At 70.0% G+C, this 21,346-nt stretch carries 21 protein-coding genes; 8 read left to right on the top strand and 13 right to left on the bottom strand.

The genetic code is table 11. The annotated features are described in order from the left end of the window. Positions 1–942, top strand: coding sequence for a DUF368 domain-containing protein (locus ACOZ32_RS09540; RefSeq protein ID WP_012289273.1), 942 nt, complete (start codon positions 1–3; stop codon positions 940–942). Positions 943–962: 20 nt separating this feature from the next. Here ACOZ32_RS09540 and ACOZ32_RS09545 read toward each other — a convergent pair whose 3' ends face one another. From ACOZ32_RS09545 to ACOZ32_RS09590, 10 genes are all read right to left on the bottom strand, one after another. Beyond that, the gene (locus tag ACOZ32_RS09545; protein ID WP_424335181.1) at positions 963–2,174 is read right to left on the bottom strand and encodes an FAD-dependent oxidoreductase; all 1,212 of its coding nucleotides are present in this window, start codon (positions 2,172–2,174) and stop codon (positions 963–965) included. 84 nt (positions 2,175–2,258) lie between these two features. Then, complete coding sequence (locus ACOZ32_RS09550) at positions 2,259–2,615, bottom strand: helix-turn-helix transcriptional regulator (RefSeq protein WP_010902769.1); 357 nt, start codon at positions 2,613–2,615, stop codon at positions 2,259–2,261. A 47-nt stretch (positions 2,616–2,662) separates the two neighbouring features. Beyond that, positions 2,663–4,144, bottom strand: a complete 1,482-nt coding sequence (locus ACOZ32_RS09555) for a class I adenylate-forming enzyme family protein (protein WP_010902770.1) — start codon at positions 4,142–4,144, stop codon at positions 2,663–2,665. Next, positions 4,137–5,132 (bottom strand): mandelate racemase/muconate lactonizing enzyme family protein, encoded by a 996-nt coding sequence (locus tag ACOZ32_RS09560; protein ID WP_424335182.1) that lies wholly within the window; start codon positions 5,130–5,132, stop codon positions 4,137–4,139. Before ACOZ32_RS09560 ends, ACOZ32_RS09555 begins: the two co-directional genes overlap by 8 nt. Continuing rightward, positions 5,129–6,064, bottom strand: coding sequence for a 1,4-dihydroxy-2-naphthoate polyprenyltransferase (locus ACOZ32_RS09565; protein WP_136361384.1), 936 nt, complete (start codon positions 6,062–6,064; stop codon positions 5,129–5,131). Before ACOZ32_RS09565 ends, ACOZ32_RS09560 begins: the two co-directional genes overlap by 4 nt. 56 nt (positions 6,065–6,120) lie before the next feature. Continuing rightward, positions 6,121–7,755 carry a BCCT family transporter gene (locus ACOZ32_RS09570; RefSeq protein ID WP_235158066.1) on the bottom strand — a complete coding sequence of 545 codons (1,635 nt, stop codon included), beginning with the start codon at positions 7,753–7,755 and terminating at the stop codon, positions 6,121–6,123. 171 nt (positions 7,756–7,926) lie between these two features. Further along, positions 7,927–8,841: a 1,4-dihydroxy-2-naphthoyl-CoA synthase gene (locus ACOZ32_RS09575; RefSeq protein WP_010902774.1), complete on the bottom strand. Its 915-nt coding sequence runs from the start codon at positions 8,839–8,841 to the stop codon at positions 7,927–7,929. A 72-nt stretch (positions 8,842–8,913) separates the two neighbouring features. Beyond that, on the bottom strand, positions 8,914–10,668 hold the full coding sequence (gene menD, locus ACOZ32_RS09580; RefSeq protein WP_235158065.1) for a 2-succinyl-5-enolpyruvyl-6-hydroxy-3-cyclohexene-1-carboxylic-acid synthase: 1,755 nt from the start codon (positions 10,666–10,668) through the stop codon (positions 8,914–8,916). Next, entirely contained in the window at positions 10,665–11,990 is a 1,326-nt protein-coding gene (locus tag ACOZ32_RS09585) for an isochorismate synthase (protein WP_010902776.1), read from the bottom strand. The genes menD and ACOZ32_RS09585 overlap by 4 nt, the downstream gene beginning before the upstream one ends. A gap of 45 nt (positions 11,991–12,035) precedes the next feature. Then, on the bottom strand, positions 12,036–12,632 hold the full coding sequence (locus ACOZ32_RS09590; RefSeq protein ID WP_010902777.1) for a sulfite oxidase-like oxidoreductase: 597 nt from the start codon (positions 12,630–12,632) through the stop codon (positions 12,036–12,038). 162 nt (positions 12,633–12,794) lie between these two features. Between ACOZ32_RS09590 and ACOZ32_RS09595 the strand changes: the two genes are divergently transcribed. From ACOZ32_RS09595 to ACOZ32_RS09605, 3 genes are all read left to right on the top strand, one after another. After that, positions 12,795–13,013, top strand: coding sequence for a DUF7120 family protein (locus ACOZ32_RS09595; protein WP_010902778.1), 219 nt, complete (start codon positions 12,795–12,797; stop codon positions 13,011–13,013). A 55-nt stretch (positions 13,014–13,068) separates the two neighbouring features. Continuing rightward, a complete protein-coding gene (locus tag ACOZ32_RS09600; RefSeq protein ID WP_010902779.1) occupies positions 13,069–13,347 on the top strand; it encodes a UPF0058 family protein in 279 nt (92 codons plus the stop codon). 80 nt (positions 13,348–13,427) lie between these two features. After that, entirely contained in the window at positions 13,428–15,377 is a 1,950-nt protein-coding gene (locus ACOZ32_RS09605) for a cell division protein ZapB (protein WP_235158063.1), read from the top strand. A gap of 18 nt (positions 15,378–15,395) precedes the next feature. Here the strand turns inward: ACOZ32_RS09605 and ACOZ32_RS09610 are convergent, their stop codons facing one another. Beyond that, positions 15,396–15,698, bottom strand: a complete 303-nt coding sequence (locus ACOZ32_RS09610; protein ID WP_012289276.1) for a hypothetical protein — start codon at positions 15,696–15,698, stop codon at positions 15,396–15,398. A 206-nt stretch (positions 15,699–15,904) separates the two neighbouring features. On the opposite strand from ACOZ32_RS09610, the gene ACOZ32_RS09615 reads away from it, so the two are divergent. From ACOZ32_RS09615 to ACOZ32_RS09625, 3 genes are read left to right on the top strand one after another with little or no spacing between them, the layout of a single operon-like run. Next, positions 15,905–17,227: an adenylosuccinate synthase gene (locus ACOZ32_RS09615; protein ID WP_235158062.1), complete on the top strand. Its 1,323-nt coding sequence runs from the start codon at positions 15,905–15,907 to the stop codon at positions 17,225–17,227. Between the two features lie 50 nt (positions 17,228–17,277). Then, positions 17,278–17,481 carry a methytransferase partner Trm112 gene (locus ACOZ32_RS09620; protein WP_010902783.1) on the top strand — a complete coding sequence of 68 codons (204 nt, stop codon included), beginning with the start codon at positions 17,278–17,280 and terminating at the stop codon, positions 17,479–17,481. Between the two features lie 41 nt (positions 17,482–17,522). Continuing rightward, the gene (locus tag ACOZ32_RS09625; protein ID WP_136361388.1) at positions 17,523–18,083 is read left to right on the top strand and encodes a DUF7524 family protein; all 561 of its coding nucleotides are present in this window, start codon (positions 17,523–17,525) and stop codon (positions 18,081–18,083) included. A 6-nt stretch (positions 18,084–18,089) separates the two neighbouring features. On the opposite strand, the gene ACOZ32_RS09630 is transcribed toward ACOZ32_RS09625, so the two are convergent. Both ACOZ32_RS09630 and ACOZ32_RS09635 read right to left on the bottom strand, forming a co-directional pair. Then, the gene (locus ACOZ32_RS09630; protein WP_136361389.1) at positions 18,090–19,190 is read right to left on the bottom strand and encodes a DR2241 family protein; all 1,101 of its coding nucleotides are present in this window, start codon (positions 19,188–19,190) and stop codon (positions 18,090–18,092) included. After that, a complete protein-coding gene (locus ACOZ32_RS09635) occupies positions 19,190–20,068 on the bottom strand; it encodes a CbiX/SirB N-terminal domain-containing protein (protein ID WP_010902785.1) in 879 nt (292 codons plus the stop codon). Before ACOZ32_RS09635 ends, ACOZ32_RS09630 begins: the two co-directional genes overlap by 1 nt. A gap of 111 nt (positions 20,069–20,179) precedes the next feature. On the opposite strand from ACOZ32_RS09635, the gene ACOZ32_RS09640 reads away from it, so the two are divergent. Beyond that, entirely contained in the window at positions 20,180–21,343 is a 1,164-nt protein-coding gene (locus ACOZ32_RS09640) for a LolA family protein (protein ID WP_235158060.1), read from the top strand. The last annotated feature ends 3 nt before the right edge of the window (positions 21,344–21,346 follow it).

Below are 21,346 nucleotides of genomic sequence, written 5' to 3' on the forward strand. Positions count from 1 at the left end.
GTGGCGTCGACACTGCGTGCGTGGCTGGCCGTCTACGCGAAGGGCGCGGCGATGGGGGCTGCGGACGCAGTGCCCGGGGTCTCCGGGGGCACGATCGCGCTCATCGTGGGGATCTACGAGCGGCTGGTGAGCGCGCTCGCCGGCCTCTCGGTGGCTGACGTAGCAACAGTGGTGGCGCTCGTGCCGCGGCTGGGCAGTCGGGACGGCCGGGCAACGGTCGCCGAGACGCTGCGCGCGTTGGACGTGCCGTTTCTGGCCGTGTTGGGCGCTGGCGTGGTGTCCGCAGTGGTGACGGTGGCCAGCGTCGTCGACGTGGCGTACACCCAGTATCCGGGCCTGACGTTCGCGTTCTTCTTCGGGCTCATCGCGGCGTCGGTCGTCGTGTTGATCGGTGAGGTGGCCGTGGACACGCCGGGCCGCATCGGCGCAGCGCTGGGTGGGTTCGCGCTCGCGTTCGCGGTGAGCGCGCAGGCGACCGCGGGCACGCTGCCCGACGGGCTGGCGGTGATGGTCGTCACCGGCGCGGTGGCGATCTGTGCGATGGTGTTGCCGGGCGTCTCGGGGTCGCTCATCCTGTTGACCCTCGGGAAGTACGAGACGATGACGAGCGCCGTCAGCACCGCAGTGGACGCCGTGGCTGCGGGGGCTCTGGGTGACGCCGTCGCGCCGGTGGCGACGCTCGCGGCGTTCAGTTTGGGGGCGCTCGCCGGCGTTCTGACGTTCGCGCGCGTCGTGCAGTGGGCGCTGGCGGAGTACCGGGCGGCGACGGTGACGTTCCTGGTCGCGTTGATGGCGGGCGCGCTACGGGCGCCGGCGGTCAGGATCGCCGACGCGACGGCGGCGTGGACGGTCGGAAGCGTTGCGCCGCTGGTGGCCGCCGGCGTCGTGGGTGCGGCTGCGGTGCTGGTGTTGGACGCGACGACCGACGACCTCGATTACTGAGCGACCGTTTCCGCGCGGCGTCAGCGCGCGTCGGCGTCGGCCGGACTGGCGGCATCGAACGTATCGACGAGCGCGTCGAGTCGTTCGGGGTCGTCGTGGCCGGGGAGCGGTTCGTTCGCGGTCCGGCTGGGCTCAGTGACGCCGAGCCGGTCGGCCACGAGATCCGCGGTCGCCTCCGCCATCAGCCGGTGGGTGGTGAGTTTCCCGCCGACGACTGTGGTGAGTCCGGCGGTGTCGTCGCGGTTGGCGTGATCGAGCACGTAGAACCCGCGGGAGATCGCGCGGGCGTCGTCGCCGTAGTCGCTTGGGCTGTACAGCGGGCGGACGCCCCAGTAGGTGGTCCGGATCGGGGCGTCGCTGGCCGCCGGCAGCAGGGCGCTGCATTCGTCGATGACGCGCTCGACGGCGGCGTCGGGGGTGGCGAACTCGTCGGCATCGTCGACGTCGACGCTGGTGGTGCCCAGGACCGCGGTGGAGCCGTGTGGCACCACGATGTCGCCGTCAGCGGCGGGCCGGCAGCGGTTGAACACCGTGTCGGTCTCCGGCGTTTCGACGGTCACCATGACTCCGCTGGCGGGATGCATATCGACGTCGACGCCGGCGGTTGCGGCGAGGTCGCCGGCCCACGCGCCGGCCGCGTTCACCACGTGGGTGGCCGACAGCGTCGTCCCGTCGGCGGTTCTGGCGCCGGTGACGCGGCCGGCGTCCGTGGTGAGCGCCGTGATCGGCTCGTGGAGGCGGATCGTCGCGCCGTGGTCGCGGGCGTCCGCGGCGGTCGCAGCGACCAGTCGGGACGGCAAGACGACGCCGTCGGGAACGACCGCGACGCGCTCGGCGGCGGGCGTGAGGGCTGGTTCGCGGGCTCTGGCAGTGGCACCGTCGATGACAGACACGGGGATGTCGGCGTCACGGCAGGCCGCGACTTTCGTGTCGAAGTAGGCGGGGTCGTCGCGGGCGTGCTGGACGAAGAAGCCGTCGGTGTCCCGGATGCACGCGCCGGCGATGTCCCGGAGGACTTCGTTTTCCCGGATGCATTCGCGGGCGTCGGCCGGCGTCGAGTCGGCGTACCGGGCACTGCTGTGCAGGAGACCGTGCGAGCGGCCGGTGGTGCCGCTCCCGAGGCCGCCGCGGTCGACGAGGGTCACGTCGACGCCGCGGAGCGCGAGGTCGCGGGCGACGCCGACCCCGGTTGCGCCGCCGCCGACCACGAGCACGTCTGTCTGGTGGGTCACGATCCGGCGTTAGGCGCGCCAGCACTTGGGGGTTGTCGTGGCGGAGAGCTACGTGTCGGGGGGTGTCGACGCCGGCCAGCCGGGTTACTCCTCGTAGGCGAGGTTCATGATCCACTGGGAGAACGCGTCGCCCTGTGGGTCGACTTCCTCCTCGCCGACGAACGGCGACAGCATGTCCCCAGCCATCAGCAGCATGAACTCCAGGTTGCGTTCGTCGACAACCGGCGTGATGTAGTAGGTGGTGTTCCCGCCGTAGACGGTTTCCTCGCGTTCGACGAGGCCGTGTTCTTCGAGGGTGGAGGCGATCCGGCTGCCCTTCCGGGAGGAGACGTCCAGGGCCTTCCAGAATTCGCTTTGGTGGATGCCGAGTTCTTCGTGGACGAGTTCGAGACCGCGGCGTTCGTCCTCGGAGAGGTCGGCCTCCGTGGCTTCGGCGCTCATGTACGTCACACCGTCCGCGACCGGTTTAAACTTGGTCGTTCACGGGTCTACGGCGCGGCGTCGTCGCGGAGTTCGGCGACTGCAGCCTGCCGGTCGACGGTGCCCGACGCGGTCCGTGGGAGCGCGTCGACGGCCGCAACCACGCGGGGGTGTTTGTAGCCCGCCAGCCGCCCGTCACAGAACGCGCGCAGTGAGGCGACGGAGACGTCCGCGGTGTCGTCGGCGGGCACCACGAGCGCGCCGACGCGGTCGCCCCACGCGTCGTCCGGCACACCGACGACGGCGACAGCCTCGATGGCGGGATGCTCGCGGAGCACCGCGGCGACCGCTTCGGGACGGACGTTCTCGCCGCCGGTGATGATCTCGTCGCTGGCCCGGCCGCCGACGTGCAGGAAGCCGTCGGCGTCGATCCAGCCGCGGTCGCCCGTGAGGAGCCCGTGCTCGCAGCGCGGCGCGGTCCCCTCGCCGGCGTAGCCGGGCGTGACCGTCGGCCCTGACACGGCGAGCAGCCCGGCCTGTCCGTCCGGCACCGGCGTGTGGGTGTCCGGCTCGACGACGGTGACAGTGGTGCCGAGCAGTGGGCGGCCGACGCTCTCGGGGTGGGCTGGGGCGTCGCTGGCGTGCAGGGTCGCCGCCTGCGAGGCGGTTTCGGTCGCGCCGTACGTCGGGCAGACCGGAACCCCGGCCGCACACGCACGCTCGACCAGCTCGGGCGGCGTGGGCGCGCCACCGACCAGTGCGAACCGCAGCGAGTCGGGGACGGCGTCGGCCTCAACGAGCCGGTCGAGCATCGGCGGGACGAGCGAGACACCGGTGCAGTCGTGGGTCTCCAGGGCGTCCCCGACCGCGGCGGCGTCGAAGCCGGGCGTCCGGGTCAGGACCGCAGTGGTGCCGTAGAGCGCCGTCCGGAGGACGACCGAGACGCCGCCGGTGTGGTACATCGACAGCGGGCACAGCCAGCGGTCGTCGGGGAGCACGCCCAGGCGGGCCGCCGACGCGGCGGCGCTGGCGGCGAGATTGCGGTACGTCAGCCGGACGGCCGTGGGGTCGCCGGTGGTGCCCGAGGTGAACAACAGCAGCCGGGTGTCGTCCCACGCCGAGTCGACGGGGGTGACGGCGTCCGGGTCGGTGCCGGACAGCGGGCGCACGGTGGCGTCGTCGGCGACGCGCACGGCGGGCGCGTCGAGGCGGTCGGCGGCGGTCGCCGTGTCGCGGCCGCAGATCACGGCGACGGGGGCGACGGCGTCGGCCTGTGTGGCGAGCTCCGGCTGCGAGAGGCGCGCGTTCAGCGGCACGAGGACGGCTCCGAGGCGCGCGGCGGCGAACACGAGGGTGGCGAACGCCGGCCGGGTTTCGAGCAACACGGCGACCCGGTCGCCGGGCGTAACGCCGAGCGCGGCCAGGCTGCCGGCGGTCGCATCGACGGCACTGTCGAGGGCATCGTACGTCCACGTTCGGTCGGTCGCAGCGTCCACGAGCGCGGGCCGGTCGGGGTTGGTGGTCGCCTGGAGCGTGACCTCGTCACGCATCGGCGGTCACCTCCACGCCGTGCCCGGGGTCGGCAGGCACCTGGATGCGGCCGCCGGCGACCGGCGCGGGATCCGGAGCCAGCGCGTCCGCGAGCCGGTCGGCGGTTGCCAGCCCGCACGCCGGCACGTCGGGGATGCTGGCGGCCAAATGGACGGCCGCGGTCCGCGCCACGACGCCGTCGATGGTGGTCGAGGCGACGGGCTCGACGCCGGCCTGTCGGGCGGTCCGGGCGGCGTCGCGCGCCCGGTCGATGCCGCCGAGCACCATCGGCTTGAGCACCACGTAGTCGGCCACCGCCAACGCGGCGTCGAGCGGATGCTGGTGCAGGGCTTCGTCGAGCGCGATCGGGACGCCGCCGATGCTCCGGGTGGCGTCCAACCGCGTGGGTGCCAGGGGCTGTTCGATGTACTCGATGGGCAGCGACCCGCAGGCGTCGGCGGCCTGGCGGGCCGCGTCGAGGTCCCACGCGCCGTTGGCGTCGGCACGCAGTGACAGCCCTGCGGGCGCGGTGTCACTGGCGGCGCGCAGCCGGTCGAGGTCGGCCCGAACCGACCGGCTGCCGACTTTCACTTTCACCGTGTCGAAGCCGTCGGCCGCGGCGTCCGCCACTGCGGCGCTCGTGGCGGCCGCGGTCCCGTCGCCGACAGTCGCGTTCACGGGCACCGAATCGGCCGCCGCCCCGTCGCTGAGCGCGCTCGCAAGCGGCCGTCCGGCGGCACACGAGTCCGCGTCCATGCGGGCGAGCGAAACCGCGTGGCGGGCGGCTGGCGCGTCCATGCACGCGTCGAGCGCTCGCTCCCAGCTGTCGGCGTCGTCGGCCGCCCGGAGCGCCGCCATACACGCGTCGTGGGGTTCCGTCCACCCCGCAAGCGGCGTGGCTTCACCGACACCGCCGTCGCGCTCGAACAGGAACCCCGTGCGCTCCCCGATGGTTCCGTTCGCGGTCGCCAGCGGCTCCGCCAACGCCAGCGAGAACGCCCGAATCACACCGCCACCCCCACCGCGAACAGCGCCGAGTACGCCGCCAGCAGCTGTCCCGTCCGGGAGAGCGCGGGGTTCAACGCCGCGCCCTCGGTGCGCTCGAATACGGTCTTGGTGACCGACACCGCGAGGGGCAGTGTCACCAGCGGCAGGAACACCGACGCGCCGTACCCCGTGGCGTAAAACCACAGCGGCGCGGCGTACGCGACCACCAGCAGGCCGGCGTACTCCAGGCGGGAGAACCGGTAGCCGAACCGCACCGCCAGCGTGCGCTTGCCGGTGGTCTCGTCCTCGTCTTTGTCACGGATGTTGTTCACGACGATGATGTTCGTGGAGATGGCGGCCACCGGGAGGCTGGCCACGACGGCCGCGAGGGGCACCGTTCCCGGCGGGATCGCCACGGGGAACGCCCCGGCGAGGTGGGCGGCGGCCTGCACGTAGTAGGTGCCCGTCACCGCGATCACGCCGAAAAACAGGAAGACGAACGCGTCCCCGAGCCCGTGGTAGCCGAGCGGGTACGGACCGCCCGTGTACGCGATGCCGGACGCGACGCTGGCCAGCCCGATCACCAGGATCGGCACCCCGCCGACGAAGACGAGGTAGACGCCGTCGAGGATCGCCGCCGCGAACGTCACGTACATCGCCTGCTTCACGCGGGCCGGCTGGATCAGGCCGCCAGCGGTTACACGGGTGAACCCCTCTCGGTCCTCGGTGTCCGCGCCGCGAACGGCGTCGTAGTAGTCGTTGGCGAAGTTCGTGGCGATCTGAATGAGCGCCGCCCCGACGAGCGCAGCCACCGCGGGCCACACCGCAAGCACGCCGGTGTGGACCGCCAGCGCGGTGCCGACAACCACCGGGGCGGCGGCCGCCGGCAGCGTGTGCGGGCGGGCCGCCATCAGCCACGCGCGCTGCCGTGAAACGTCGGCCGTCTGTGTCATCGCCCTTCAGTACGGGGAGGGTCGTCTAAGGGGTGGCGATTGGGGCAGCCAGGCGGTCAGTCGTCGCCGGTGGGCGCGGCGTCCGTGCCGCTCCCTGCTTCCGGGTCGGTGTCCGACGCCGACGATCGGGAGGACAACAACCCGCCGGGCGAGACCGCAACGTCGTCGCGGTCACGCGCGTACTCCCGGGCGGCGACGTAGCTGGCGTACACGATCACCAGCAGGAACAGCGTGAACGGCAACGCGAGCACTGGCGACAGCGCCTCGATGGCTTCGAAGCTGGACAGCTCCAGGCTCATCACGCCGAACGCGGCGAGCAACAGCCCCCAGCAGGCGCGGTTGCGGGGATTGGGGTCCTCGTCGCCGAGCGTGATGGCGGCGATCATGAACACCGCCGAATCCAGGGAGGTGATGATGTAGCCCGCGATCACCAACACGAACAGCAACGCGAGCACCGACCCGTAGGGCGTGATCGACAGGGCGCGGGCGATGGCCGCGGGGATGCCGTTGGCGGACAGCGCGTTGCCGACCGGGCCGACGTAGTCGGGGGCCAACACCCAGCCGCCGATGAGGGTGTGTTGCACCCAGCTCAGGACGCCGGGCGCGACCACGAGCACGATGAACATCTCGCGGACGGTCCGGCCTTTCGAGACGCGCGCGACGAAGCTCCCGACGAAGATGCTCCAGGCCGCCCACCACGCCCACCAGAAGCCCGTCCAGTTCGCCGCCCAGTGGCCGGCCGCGGTGGGGTCGGTGTACAGCATCAGTCGAACGACGTTGTTCAGCCAGACGCCGGTGGCGTCGAGGCCGAGTTGGAACGTGAACAGCGTCGGCCCGACGACGACGAGGACCGCCATCGCAACCCCGATGAGCAGCATGGTCGCGCGGGCGGCGTTCCGGATGCCCGAGCGCAGCCCCAGCCACACGTCGACCAGGAAAATGGCGCCGATCGCGGCGAAGATCCCGTAGGTCAACCAGGCCGACTGCAGGCCGAACACACCCCCGAGGATGGCCGCCATGGTCTGTGAGCTGAACCCCAGCGTCGTCGCAATGCCGCCGATGGTGGCGATGATGGCCGCGACGTCAACCGCCCAGAGCACGACGGGGTGGTCGCCCGCGGGCATGATGCCGGCCAGCATCGTCGACACCTTGTACTCGCCGATGCCGCGCGTGTAGACGATGATCCCGAACGCGAGGGCGACGGGGAGATACCACATCGCCAGCCCGGGGAACACCTCGTGAACGAACATGAACGCGAGCGCCAGGGATTTCGCCGACGCGCCGCCGACCGGCCACGGCTCCGGCGGCGGCTGCTGGACGATCGAAACCGGTTCGCCAACCCCCCAGATGAGGATGGACGCGCCGAACCCCACGGTGAACACCATCGACAGCCAGGAGAACGTGTCGAACTCGGGTTCGGCGTCGGGGCCGCCGATCCGGAGGCGGCCGTACCGCGACCACGTCACCCCGAGCACGAGCACCAGCAACACGAACCCAAGCAGGATGAACCACCAGCCGAAGTACCGCAACACCCAATCGAAGGCCCCGTTCAACACGGTGCTGAGCTGCGTCGGCCGCCGGAACCCCGCGACCGCAAGCGCGAGCATCGCGGCCATCGTCACCGCGAACAGCGCGCGCTCGGGCCACGTCGCGTCTTCGAGGCCAAGGAGGTACCATACGCGCCGACTCATCGACGCCACTGGCGACGCGTGATGACATTGGAACCGGTCCCGTGCGAGCAACGCGGAGCGCGTGCGCGGCGAGCCTGGCGGCTCGCTGCTGCATTGGCGCGATCACCCATTACAGGCTGCGGCGAAACACCGTCCCACGGAAAAACGACACGGAACCGCCTCGCTGTGCGCCTAGTAATGCCAGGGGTACTCGTCGAAGTCCGGGTCGCGGCCGTCGAGGAACGCGTCCCGTCCCTCCTGGGCTTCGTCGGTCATGTACGCCAGCCGAGTGGCCTCCCCGGCGAACGTCTGCTGGCCGACCATGCCGTCGTCGGTCATGTTGAACGCGTACTTGAGCATGCGCATCGCTGTGGGCGATTTCGCGGTCATCTCGTCGGCCCACTCCAGGGCCGTCGCCTCCAGGTCGTCGTGGGGGACCGCCTCGTTGACCATCCCCATGTCGGCGGCCGCCTCGGCGTCGTAGGTCTTCCCGAGGAAGAAGATCTCGCGGGCCGTCTTCTGGCCGACCTGCTTGGCGAGGTACGCCGAGCCGAACCCGCCGTCGAAGCTCGCAACGTCGGGGTCGGTCTGCTTGAACTTGGCGTGTTCGCGGCTCGCAAGCGTCAGGTCACAGACCACGTGGAGGCTGTGCCCGCCGCCGACCGCCCACCCCGGCACGACCGCCACCACCGGCTTGGGCATCGTGCGAATGAGACGTTGGACTTCGAGGATGTGCAGGCGGCCGGCGTCAGCGCGCTTGACCGCCGGGTCGTCGTCGGCGGCGGCTTCGTCGTCGCCGTGGTACTCATAGCCCGAGTCCCCGCGCACCGACTGGTCGCCGCCGGCGCAGAACGCCCACCCGCCGTCCGACGGCGACGGGCCGTTCCCGGTGAGCAACACGCAGCCGATGTCGGCCTGCTTGCGGGCGTGATCCAGGGCCGTGTACAGCTCGTCGACGGTGCCCGGGCGGAACGCGTTGCGCACCGCCGGCCGGTCGAACGCGATCCGGACGGCGGGCACCTCGACACCACGGTGGTAGGTGATGTCGTCGAACGAGAACTCCTCGATCGCCGTCCACGCGGCGTCGTCGAACGTCTCCGAGACCATGGCTAACCACGCGGCCGGCGGCCGCAAAAGCGTTCTCACACGCGGCCCTGGGCCGTGCACACGCCACTGCGGTCAGACCGACAGGCCGGTGACGCGGTCGGCGAGGCGCTCGCGCTCGCGGTGGCTGGCCTCGGCGTCCGTCGACACCTCGATGACGTGCGTGCCGGCGTCGCCCAGCGCCGCCCGGTAGGCCGCTCGGAACTCCCCCACGGTGTCCGTGCGGGCGAACGAGAGCGCGTACGTGTCGGCGGTGGGCGCGAAGTCCAGGCCATGGGGGGTCTTGAACTGCCCCGTGAACGGCGGGTCGAACTGCTCGATGGGGAGCATGTGGAAGATGCTGCCGCCGTCGTTGTTCACGAGCACGATCGTGGCGTCGACCCCGCAGCGCTCCAGCGCCAGCAGCCCGTTCGAATCGTGGAAGTACGCCAGATCACCGACCAGCCCGACGACGGGGTCGGCGGTCGCACTGCCGGCGCCGAGCGCCGACGAGATCACGCCGTCGATGCCCGACGCCCCGCGGTTCCCGAGCACCGCGAGGTCGGCCCCACGGGGCGCTGCGAACCGGTCGAAATCCCGGATCGGCATGCTGTTCGAGACGAACACCGTCGCAGGGTCGGGCGCGCCGGCGGCGACCGTGGCCGCGATCTCGCCTTCGAGCGTGGCGGCCGGCTGGAAGTCATCGACCGCCGCCCAGTAGCGCGCCTCCAGGTCGAGCACGTCGTCAGTCCACGCCGACCGCGTCCCGTCGGCCCGGGCCGCGATCGCGCGCGCGGTCGCAGCGGGGTCCGCAGCGACCACGTCGGTCGCGGTGAACTCGGCTTCCCGCCACCCGCCGGCGGGGTCGACGACGACCTGGCGGGCGTCGCTCGCGGCGAGCCACTTGCGGAGGGGTTTCGATGTCGGGGACGCGCCGAACCGGAGGACGAACTCCGGGTGTGGCACGTCCGCAGCGAGGAAGCCGTCGTAGCCGCCGACGACCGGCGCATCGCCGACGTGGGGGCCGAACCGGAGCCCCGACAGCGGGTCGGCGAAGATCGGGGCGCCGGTGGCGTCGGCGAGCGCGGCCGCGGCGTCCGGGGTGATCCCGGCACCGCCGTCGGCGGGGCCGGCGACGACGAGCGGACGGGCGGCGGTGGTGGCCGCGGCAGCGAGCGCGGCGGCGGTTTCGCCGGCCGGCTCTGTGGTGCCGTCGTGGACCGAAACGAACGGCGTGTCGCCGCCGCGCCCGGCGGCCGCCAGCGGGTGGTCGTCGTCGAACGACGGCGGCACGTCACCGGGCACCGACACCGGCTCTAGGGGCTTCCGGAACGGGACGTTGAGGTGGACCGGGCCGGGCTTCGGACCCGTGGTGTGGCCGACGGCGCGACAGACACTGGTTCGCAGCGACCGGAGCTTGCGGGCGGTCACTTCCGGTTCCGGGAGGTCCTCGTAATACCGGACGGCGCTGCCGTAGAGCTGCTCCTGGTCGACGGTCTGGTTGGCACCCGAGCCGCGGAGCTCCGGCGGGCGGTCGGCGGTGAGCACGACCAGCGGGATGCGGGCCTGGGCGGCCTCCATCACCGCCGGGTGGAGGTTCGCGGTGGCAGTGCCCGACGTTGTGAGGACGGCGGTCGGCGCGCCCGTGCGCTTCCCGCGGCCGAGCGCGAAAAACGCCGCCGAGCGCTCGTCGAGATGGGAGTACACCGTGAGGTCGTCGTGGGCGTCCACGGCAACCGTCAGCGGCGTCGACCGGCTGCCCGGACAGACGCAGACGGCGTGGACGCCCGCGGCGGCGAGTTCGTCGGCGATCGCGCGCGCCCACAGCGTGTTCCGGTTCGGTGCCGTCATTGTAGCTCGTCGAGGACGGGGCGGTATTTGAGCTGGACTTCCTCCCACTCCGCGTCGGGGGTGCTGTCGCCGACGATGCCGTTGCCGGCGAACAGCGTCACCGAGTCGTCGTCGACCACACCGGAGCGCAGCCCGACGCCGAAGGTGCCGTCGCCGTCGGCGTCGATCCAGCCGATCGGGGCGGCGTACCACCCGCGGTCGAACGTCTCGGTGTCGCGGATCGTCGCCAGCGCGTCGGCCGGCGGCAGGCCGTTGACCGCCGGGGTGGGGTGTAGCGTCTCGATCACGTCCAGGACGTGGGTGTCGGCACTCACGGCGGCCGAGATCGGGGTTTCGAGGTGCTGGATGGTGGACAGCTGTCGGACGTCGCGGTCCCCGACGGCCACGTCACCGATCCCCTCCAGGCGGCGCGCGATCGTGTCGACGACGACGCCCTGCTCGTGGCGGAGCTTGTCGCTCTCCCGGAGGCGGTCGGCCAGCCGCGCGTCGGCGGCGGGGGAGTCGCCGCGGCCGACCGACCCGGCGAGCGCCACCGTCTCCACGCGGCCGCCGCGCAGCGACGCCAGGCGCTCGGGGGTCGCGCCGAGGAACACCCCCCCGTCGGCGGGGGCGACGAGGAAGCGAAAACACGCGGGGTAGCGTTGGCGCAGCCGTTCGAGGAGGGCGCACGGCGTCGCCGGTTCGGCGAGGTCCGCGCGCAGCGCGGTCGCCAACACGACCTTGCGGAGTGGCCCCGACTGGATGCGGTCGACGGCGTCCTGGACGCCGGCGGTCCAGGCGTCCCGGCCCGGCGTCGGCGTGGTGTCAGTGACGCCGGGGCGTGGTCCGGCGGCCTGCATCGCGGGCAGCGAGTCGACGGCGTCGCGGGCGTCGGCCAGCGATGCCGACGCGGACGCCACCGTGGCGTCCGGGCCGGCTTCGATCGCGGTCAGCCACGTCTCGTCGCCGACGCTGGTGAGCTGGATCGCCGGCAGCACGAACCGTGCGGGCGGAAACCCCTGCCAGACGCCGGCGGCGGTGTGGGTGTCGAAAAACGAGAACCCGCCGAACAGTCGCGGGCGTGCGGCGTCGGGGCCGTCGTGGGTGAGATCGGCGAACAGCCCCGTCGACCACTCGCGGACGGCCGCGAACCGGTCGCCGCCCGCTGCAGTCACCGACGCGGCGGTGCCAGCCCCGGACAGTTCGAGTCCGTCGGGGTCGGCCCAGTGGAACCCCGGTTCGGCGTGGGCAGCGAGAAACGCCCGCGTGGAGACGTCCGCAACCCGGCAGCTCGTCGCAACGACCGGCCCGTCAGCGGTCGTTTCCCCGGCAAGCGAACTCATTATCAACGGTTTGCACTGCTGGGTGAAATACCCTGTTGTCCCGGCCTAACTGTAGCGGTCTTCGGCCCACGGGTCGGCGGTGTTCGAGTAGCCGCGCTTCTCCCAGTAGCCGCGCTGGGGTTCCGTGAGGAACTCGACGCCGTCCACCCACTTTGCGCCCTTGTACGCGTACTTGTGTGGGGTGACGACGCGCAGCGGGCCGCCGTGTTCGGGGGGTAGCGGGTCGTCGTCGAACGCCCACGTGAACAACACCTCCTCGCGCATGCAGTCCGCCAGCGGGAGGTTCGTGGTGTAGCCGTCGAGGGCGTGGAACAGCACGTGGACCGCGTCGTCGGTGACACCCGCTGCGGCGGCCAGTTCGGGAAACGGGACGCCGGTGAACTCGCAGTCGAGTTTCGACCAGCCGGTCACGCAGTGGAAGTCCTGGCGTTGTGTGACCGTGTCGAGCGCACGGAACTCGTCGTAGGACAGCGACAGCTCGGTGTCGACAGCACCGGTCACGGTGAACGTCCACGTGTCCCGGTCCCAGTTCGGGGTGTCGCCTTTCGAGAGCACGGGGAACTTGGTGGTTTCGCGTTGGCCCGGGGGGATGCGGTCGTCCCCGAACGCCTGGTAGAGGTCGGTTACGTCCTCGACGGTCATACACCGGGGTAGTCGTCGCCATCACGTATTCCTACCGGAATCCGGAGACTCAGATGGGTCGAGACGAACCTGAGTTCAGCCTCCGCAGGGTGAACGTTCCGACGACGAAAAGCGGTGCCCGTCAAGCTTATCAAGGGAGGCGTCGAAGCGTCGGTCGTTAGGATGCCTACAGTCGAAGTCAACATCCCCGACCAGATCGAGATGCAGATCGCCCAGCTCGTTGAACAGGGGGAGTTCGTGAGCCGGGAGGAGGCGATTGAACAGCTGCTGTCCTCGGGTATTCGCGCCTACAAGACCAGCGGCCCCAGCGAGGACGAAGACGGTGCTGGCCTCGAAAGCGAGGGCGGCATGATGGGCCACGACGACGAATACGTCTTCTGACGTGGCACCCACTCTGGAACAACCCTTAAACACACGACTTCCTTACGCTGAGAGCATGCACAAAGACGAGCTCCTCGAACTCCACGAACAGATGGTGAACATCAAAGACCAGTTCCTCGGGTTCGACCACGTCGACGAGACCGCGTTCGCCGCGTACGAGGAACTGGACGTTGAACCGTCGCACGTACACAAATCGAAAAGCGAGCACAAGCATGCGGTGTTCCTGCTCGGGAACGCCCTGGCGGCCGCGATGAGCGAAGACGAGTTCTCCAGTGCTGGCCGCATCAGCAAGCGAATGGAGGAGCTCGCGGACGACGCCTCGAACCAGCTGTAGCCGGCCGGTCCACAGGGGCACACAGTGGGGTGCTCGTCGGCCCGAAAAGGCTTATACGCAGCCCTCGCATTCTCCCGGACATGCAGGCACGCACAGTCGAGCGAGTGGAGTCCTGGGACTCCCGGCCGTTCTCCGGGGGCGTCGGGCAGCTCCACGACCTCGCGGACGCCGATTTTTCCGGCGCGGTCGACGCCGATGGGACGTGGCTGTTCTTCCTGAACGGCCGCGTGATCGGCGTTTTCGACGGCGACATGGACCGTGTCGCTGACGCCGACGGGACGGTGTACGAAGCCCCCGACGAGTCAGTCGCATTGCTGTACGCGATGCGCCACCAGGACGGCGAGACGCAGGCGAAATACTACACGAACGACACGCCGCTGTCCGAGGCCAGCCAGACACTCACGGACGCGAACTTCACGGGATACATCGAGCTCTCGGAGAACGTCCTCTCCGGGGATTACTACGTTGTCTACTACGGCGGCCGCTCGATGAGCGCCGCGTTCATCGGCACCCGCGAGGAGCTCCACACCGGCGACGAGGCCTTCGAGCGCGCGGACGACGAGGTCGGCGTCTACGAGGTCGTGAAGGCCCCGGTGAGCGTGACCGAACTCCCCGAGCGCCCGGACGACGGCGACGACACACCGGCCGAAACGGCTGCCCACACGACCACCGCCGCCGACGACGCGTCGACCGACAGCGAGGCCACGACCGAGGACGCGTCACCGCCGGCCGGCGAAGACGGAGTGCAGTCGGCGGCCAGCGACGGCGGGGCGTCGGCGGCAGCCACCAGCGAGGCGTCGCCGACAGCGCCCACGAGCGCCGAGCGGGCCGCGGACGCCGACGGCGGCGCGTCGACGGCGGCGCAGGGTTCGGGCGCGCCAGGGAGCGCCAGCCAGCCGGCGGACGGGGAGCAGGCGTGGCAGGAGACCACGTCAGTGCCGACGATCAGTCCGGCTGACAGCGAGGGTGAGCAGCCGGCCGGACGGTCCGGGGCGTCAGCGTCGACGACGAACGCGTCGGCACCGTCGACCTCGTCGTCATCATCGGCGGCTGGCGGGCGGCAGTCGACGCTGGAGAAGCTCAAACGCGCGGTCAAGAAGCGCGAGCAGAAACTGCAGGCGGCGAGCGAGCGGATCGACACGCTGAAAGACGAACGTGACGACCTCCGATCGACGGTCTCGACGCTCGAACGCGAGCGCGACGAGCTGCAGGCGGAGGTCGCCTCGCTTGAGGAGACGGTGTCGTCCCTGGAGGAGGAGGTGGCGGCAAGCGAGCCGGCCGACGCAACCGAGGACGCCGGCACTGCTGGTGTGACGTTGAGCGCCGAGGACGCGCTCGCGGGGACGGATCTGTTCGTGCGCTACGATTCGAAGGGGAAGCCGACGCTCGACGAACTCGACGCCACGACGGATCCGGACGCGGTCAACGGGAACCTCCGCGTCGACCACCACACGCAGTTCGACACGTCGGCGGCGACGGTCGATGGAACTGCCTTCGAGTCGTTTCTGACGGATTCCGCGGCGTACACGTTCGTGTCATGGACGGTGCGAGCGCTCCCCTACGAGATCCGGGAGTCCGGCCACCAGAGCGGGTTGAGCGAGCTGTACGCGGCGCTTCCCAGCGTTGACCGCGCGGAGCTGCGCGGAACGGTGGAGGTGAGCCCGGACGACGAGACGACGATCTCCCGCACGTTCGACGTGGTGTTGCGGGATCGGATGGGCAACGCGCTGGTGGTCGCGGACATCAACACGGGCCGGGATCCGGTGACCGCCGAGGAGATGGCGGCGCTGGTGTCGGACGCCACCGCGATCAGGGAGGGGACCGATCACCTCGCGGCGGCGATGTACGTCACCGGGTCGTTCTTCGAGCCGGCGGCGCTTGAGACCGCTGGGGACGCAACCGCCAGTGGCGGGTTGTTGTCGCGCAGCGACCGTGAGAGCTTCGTGAACGTCGGTCGGAAAGCCGGCTATCATCTGTGTCTCGTGGAGGATCGGGACGACGCGTTCCACCTGACGGTGCCGGAGCTGTAGTCGGAGAAGACGGAGGTGTTATTCGGCCTCTGCGGCCGCGTCGATCTTCATGGACTCCATTTTGTCCATGATCTCGTCGACTTTGCCGTCGAGTTCCTCGACGAATTCGTGGGTGCGGTCGGTGGTGATTGCGCCCTGGCTCGACGGCTCGATGAGGGTCTCCTCTTCGAGGACGCGAAGCGAGTAGCGGACCTTGTGATGCGGGTAGCCGGTCTCGTTGGACATCTTTACGATGCCGATGGGCTCGCTCTCGATGACCATGCGGAGGACTTCCAGATGGCGTTCGAGCATATCAACTTCTTTCTCAAGTCGATCTATCATGGCATTTGTTAACTAGTCATGGCGGGGTTTTAAATGTTGTCACGGCAGGAGAACCGACAGCGACACACAGTACTACGACGGTGGTAACAATTAACGGTTCTGCTACGTGGTCTGACACGACGGATTCCACACGAATATTCACGAACGTGTCCAAGCGAGTCCGTGAGACCGTAACTGGTATCACGACCGTGGCGAAAGGCGTGAGCATGACCGTCACCATCGTCGGCGCCCAGCTCGGGGACGAAGGCAAAGGGGGGGTCGTCGACCTCTTCGGAGACGCCACAGACGTCGTCGTTCGCTACCAGGGCGGCGACAACGCCGGCCACACGGTTGTCGCCGGCGGCGAAGAGTACAAACTCTCGCTGGTTCCGTCCGGGGTCGTGCGCGGGAAGACCGGCGTCCTCGGGAACGGCTGCGTGATCAACCCCGAAACGCTGTTCGAGGAAGTCGACGCGCTCCGGGAGCGCGGCCTCGACCCCGACGTTCGGTTGGCCAAGCGCGCACACGTCATCCTGCCGTTCCACCGCGAGCTCGACGGCGCAGAGGAGGCCGCGAAAGCCGACTCCGACAGCGAGATCGGCACCACCGGCCGCGGCATCGGCCCGACCTACGAGGACAAGATCGGTCGCCGCGGCGTCCGCGTCGGCGACCTCCTCAACGAGGACGCGCTCCGTGACCGCCTCGAATACCTCGTCGACGCCAAGCGCGCCATCTACGAGGACGTCTACGGCTTCGACGCCAGCGAGACCGACGGCGCGTTCGACATCGACGCGATCCACGAGCAGTGTCTGGCGTACGCCGACCGCATCCGCGACGAAGACCTCGCCGTGAACGCCGGCGACTACCTCGCCGACCGCATCGCCGACGGCGACAACGTGATGCTGGAGGGCGCACAGGGCACCAGCCTCGACATCGACCACGGCAACTTCCCGTACGTCACGTCCTCGAACCCGACGGCGGGCTACGCCGCCACGGGGTCGGGTCTCGGCCCGACCACCGTCGGCCAGGGTGAGATCGTCGGCATCATCAAAGCCTACCTCTCCCGCGTCGGCAGCGGCCCGATGCCCACCGAGCTGGACGGCGACCAGGCCGAATACATCCGCGAGGAGGGCGGCGAATACGGCACTGTCACGGGCCGCCCGCGCCGCGTCGGCTGGCTGGACATGCCGATGCTCCGCCACGCCGCCCGCGCCAACGGCTTCACCGGCATCGCCATCAACCACCTCGACGTGCTCGCCGAGCTCGACGAGGTGAACGTCGGGCACGCCTACGAGCGTGACGGCGAGCGCATCCACACGCTCCCAGCGACCACCGAAGCATGGCGCGACTGCGAACCCGTCATGAAGTCCTTCGACGGCTGGTCGGCGTTCGATCCGGCGGTCGTCGCCGACGCCGGCTACAGCGCGCTGCCCGACAACGCCCAAGCGTACGTCGAGTACGTCGAAGCCGAACTCGACACGCCAGCGTACGTGCTCGGCGTCGGTCCCGGCCGCGAGGAGTCCATCGTCCGGCAGAACCCCTTCCAGTAACCACGCCTGGAACCCGCACGCTTTTGCCGACCGCGCGCCAGCATGCACGTATGAAAGAGGATCTGCTGGACATCGTCTGCTGTCCGCTTGACAAACACGACCTGACGCTTGACGCGGACGCCACGGAGGACGGTGAAGTGATGGCGGGGACGCTGACGTGCACGGACTGCGGTGAAACGTATCCGATCGAGGACGGCATCCCGAACCTGCTCCCGCCGGACATGCGCGACGACGCCGAGTCGGCGTCGGCCTGACCCGGGGAATCTTTTTCAGCCCGCAGGGCGGACGCTGGCACGTGCCGGACACGCTGTCGGTCCACCTGAACCGCGAGCGGCCACGCGATCTCGCTCCGGAAGCCACGACCCTGGAGACCGACCGGTCGTTCGTCCTCTCGTTCGTCAACCACGGCCAACCCCTCCACGTGCACGTACAGCCCGACGAGCGGCTCGCGGACATCGCCACCGTCAGCGAGACCCAGGTGTACGTCGCGGCGAACGAGACCCGCACCGTCGACGTGGTGGCCCCCCGGGACGCCGGGCCCGCCGACGGCACGCTCCGACTGGTCACCGGACACGGGGCCGAGTCGGAGAACGTGACCGTGTCGATCACCCAGGAGCGCAAAGACGGCGGGCCGGACGTGGCCGTCGACGACACGCTCACGGAAAAACAGTCCCGCCCCGAGCCCGACACGGGTGTGTCGCTCCGCCACGCCGTGATCCCGGTGGCAGTCGTCGTGGCGGTCGTCGCGGCCGCCGGCGCGATCGCGGTGGCGGTGCCGGACGCCGGCGCTGTCGTGGTGGGCGTTGCGGGCGTGCTCGCGGGCTGTGGCGTCGGTGCCTACGAGCTGCTGCGCTGACCCCGGCTAGTGGTGATCGCCGTCGTCACCGTCGTCGTCGTGGTCTTCGGGGTACGTCGGCGTGCCCGAGAGCCCGTGGTCGTCCATGCGCTTGGCGCGCAGGAACCGCGTGCGGTAGCGGTTCGCGCCCTCGTACACGTCGGCTTCGCGGATGTCGTCGGTGCGGTCGTCGGCGACCGCGCCGATGATGTCCTCGATCTGTTCTTTCTCCGCGGGCGTGAGTTCGAACGTGTACTCTCGGGTGTCCTCGCGTTCGAGCGTGGTGAACTTGCGGGCGGCCGCGACGAACAGCGAGCAGGGCTCTCGACACGGGAACTCGCCGTCGCCGCGGGGCACGTCCAGGGCGTCGTCCTCGTCGCGGTCCCACTCGCGGCGCTTGAGACACTGGGAGTCGACACAGCAGGCTTCGGCCGCCCATTCGAGGGCGTCCTCGTCGAGGTCGGAGACGATCCCGTAGATGCCGGTCTGGCGGTCGGCAACGTCGGCCCAGTGATCGACGTCGAGGCTGCCCTCGCGCTCGCGGTGCCAGTTCGCGACCGTTGCCGGATAGACGTAGTCGATGGTGTCGACCAGCGCGCCGCCGTCGAGGTCGGTGAACGCCCAGCCGTGGGGAAGCGACGGCGCAGTCGAAAGCGGGCGATAGCCGTCGTCGTCGTCGTGCTTGACGAGTTCGCGCGCGTCACGTGGATCCGTGTACGTCGCAAGCGTGTCGGTGTCCGCGTCGACGTCGTCGGCGTGCCGAACGTCGTAGCGCCGGCTGCCGGCCGCATCGCCGTGGGTGACGGTGACCGCGAGCTCCCCCCAGTGGCGGGTGTGTCCCGAATCCAGGGCGTCGTAGCGCTCCGGGACGGGGCGGTCGTCGCCGCCCTCCAGCCACCGGAGAAACGCCCGCCGCGGGGTGTCGTGGCCGCCGATGTCGTGCTCCCAGTAGTACCAGTTGGTCACGTACGGGGAGTCGGCGTGCTCTCGGAGATCGGCCGCAGTCAGGACGGCGTCCGTGTCCGGCGTCCGGAACTGGTAGCCGTCGTCGCCCGCGGCGACGGTGAGTCCGTCGAAGTCGATCCCGTCGGCATCAGCAGCGTCTACGAGTGCGTCTGCGACCGACATCAGTCCCCCGCAGCCGCGTTCGCGCCCCGGGTCTGTTCGCGGACGGCGTCGACGGCGTCACCGACCGGGGCACCGGCGTCCGCGGCGCGCTCCAGGACCACGTCGGCGGCCAACGGTTCGGTGCCCACCGCCCCCGAGTACCAGATGTCGTGGCCATCGACCGCCGTGGGGATGTCGTAGCCGGTGCGGTAGTCGTCGGTCAGCCCCATGTCCTCGGGGATGTCCTCCTGGGTGTGGAACCCGTCGGAGACGAACAACGGCACGACCACGATGTCGTCGGTGTCGAAGAAGTCGGTGACATCGTCGACCTCCGGGTCCTCGTCCATGAACACCGCCTGAACCTCGCCGAACACGCCCATCTCCCGGATCTGGTCGGCGTGATAGTAGATGGCTTTCGCGGAGTTCTCGTTTCGCTCGGTGCCGTGTCCGACGACCGCGAGGCCGAAGTCGTCGCCGAACTCCTCGCGGCCGGTGACGGAGCTGGCTCGCTGGACGATGACCTCGCTCATCGAGTCGTGCGTTCCGACCGGCCCACAGTAGTGGATCGTCTTCTCGACGTCGTCGGCTTCGAGCGTGACGTGGTCGGCGTCGGTGCCGTCGGAGTCCCAGTCGTCGGGATCGAAGTCGTCGAGTCGCAGCTCCCGCGGAATGACTTGTTCGGTGAAATACCCCTCGGAGATGAACAGCGGGACCACGTACACCTCGTCGGACTCCAGTGTCCGTAACACGTTCCGGAAGGACGGCTCCTCCTTCCAGAAGGCCTCCCGGACTTCGTCGAACGCGCCCGACTCGCGGATGGTGTCGGCGTGCGTGTACGCGGGCTCCGAGGAGCCCGGGTTGAGGTGTGATCCGTGTCCGACGATGACCAACGCTTGCATGCTCGTTCGTATGGCCGACACAGCCTTAGTGGCTTCGGGAACGGTGCGTTTGGCCCCAAAAACGGGGGTCTTTCGCCTATTTTAAATCACATGACACAGATATGTGATGCAATGGTGTCCGTTCGGCTCTGCCTGATCCTCGCCCTCGTCGTGCTCGGTGGGTGCGTGTTCGTCCTCACGGACGACCACACCGGTGCACCGCCGAGCACCGCCGTCGCGGCCGGACTCAACGACATCGAATCGGTGTCGGCCACGGAGGTGTCCGGCATCAGGTTCGGGAACACGAGCAGCCACACGACGACCACCCTCCGGATCTCGCTGGCGGGGGACTCGTTGCGACGGTTCAGCCGGGTGCGCGAGCCGAACGCCACGGCCGGCGACGTGACACTGGTGACCGGGCACGGCACGATGGCCTACGACGCCAGCAGGAACCGCGTCACACGCGCGCCGCACAACGACGCGGCGGTATCAGTCGTCGATCAGGCGGGCTTCTACGAGCGCGTCGTCGCGGCAGCCCACGACGGATCGACGGTCACGGTGCCATCCCAGGGCGTGTCGCCGCTGCCCGCGATCCCCGCAGCCGACGCGGACGCCACGGACAACACGACCGACGTGCCCGGCTACGCGGTCTCGTATCTGGGCGCGCGAACCGTCGCCGGCCGGAACGCCCACGGGTTCCGGTTGACACCCGCGACCGACGCAGCAGCGGACATGACACAGACGCTGTGGCTCGACGCCCGGTACTACTACCCGCTGCGGACGGTCACGACCGTGACCAGCAACGCGACCACGTACCACCTGCGGTCGCACCTGGAGAACGTCACGTTCAACGCCGATCTGTCCGCGAAGCCGTTCAGCTGGACGCCGCCGGCCGACGCGACGACGGAGATCGTCGACACTACGACCCGCCGCTTCGACGCACTGCCGGCGCTGCGTGACGCGAGCAGGCTGTCGGTCCCCGACCCCGAGTTGCCCGCCGCGTACAGCTTCGACTCCGGGCGGACGTCGGGCGCTGCCCACCGCCAGGTGACCGCCGAGTACAGCGCGCCCGGCGCACACCGGGCCACGATGACGAAGTTCACCGCCCCGCCGGGCGGTCCGGCACTCGACGCCGGCGCACAGGTCACGGTGGCCGGGCAGCCCGCCAGCTACCTGGTGACGGGGCACACCAGGCGGGTGTCGTGGGCCTGCGGCGGCGTACAGTATCGGCTCTCCTCGGGCGCCCTCAATCGGAGCCAGTTGCTTGCCAGCGCCGCCGCGGTCGCCTGCCGATAGCGA

The organism is Halobacterium sp. MBLA0001, from assembly GCF_049705385.1.
GTDB lineage: Archaea > Halobacteriota > Halobacteria > Halobacteriales > Halobacteriaceae > Halobacterium > Halobacterium salinarum.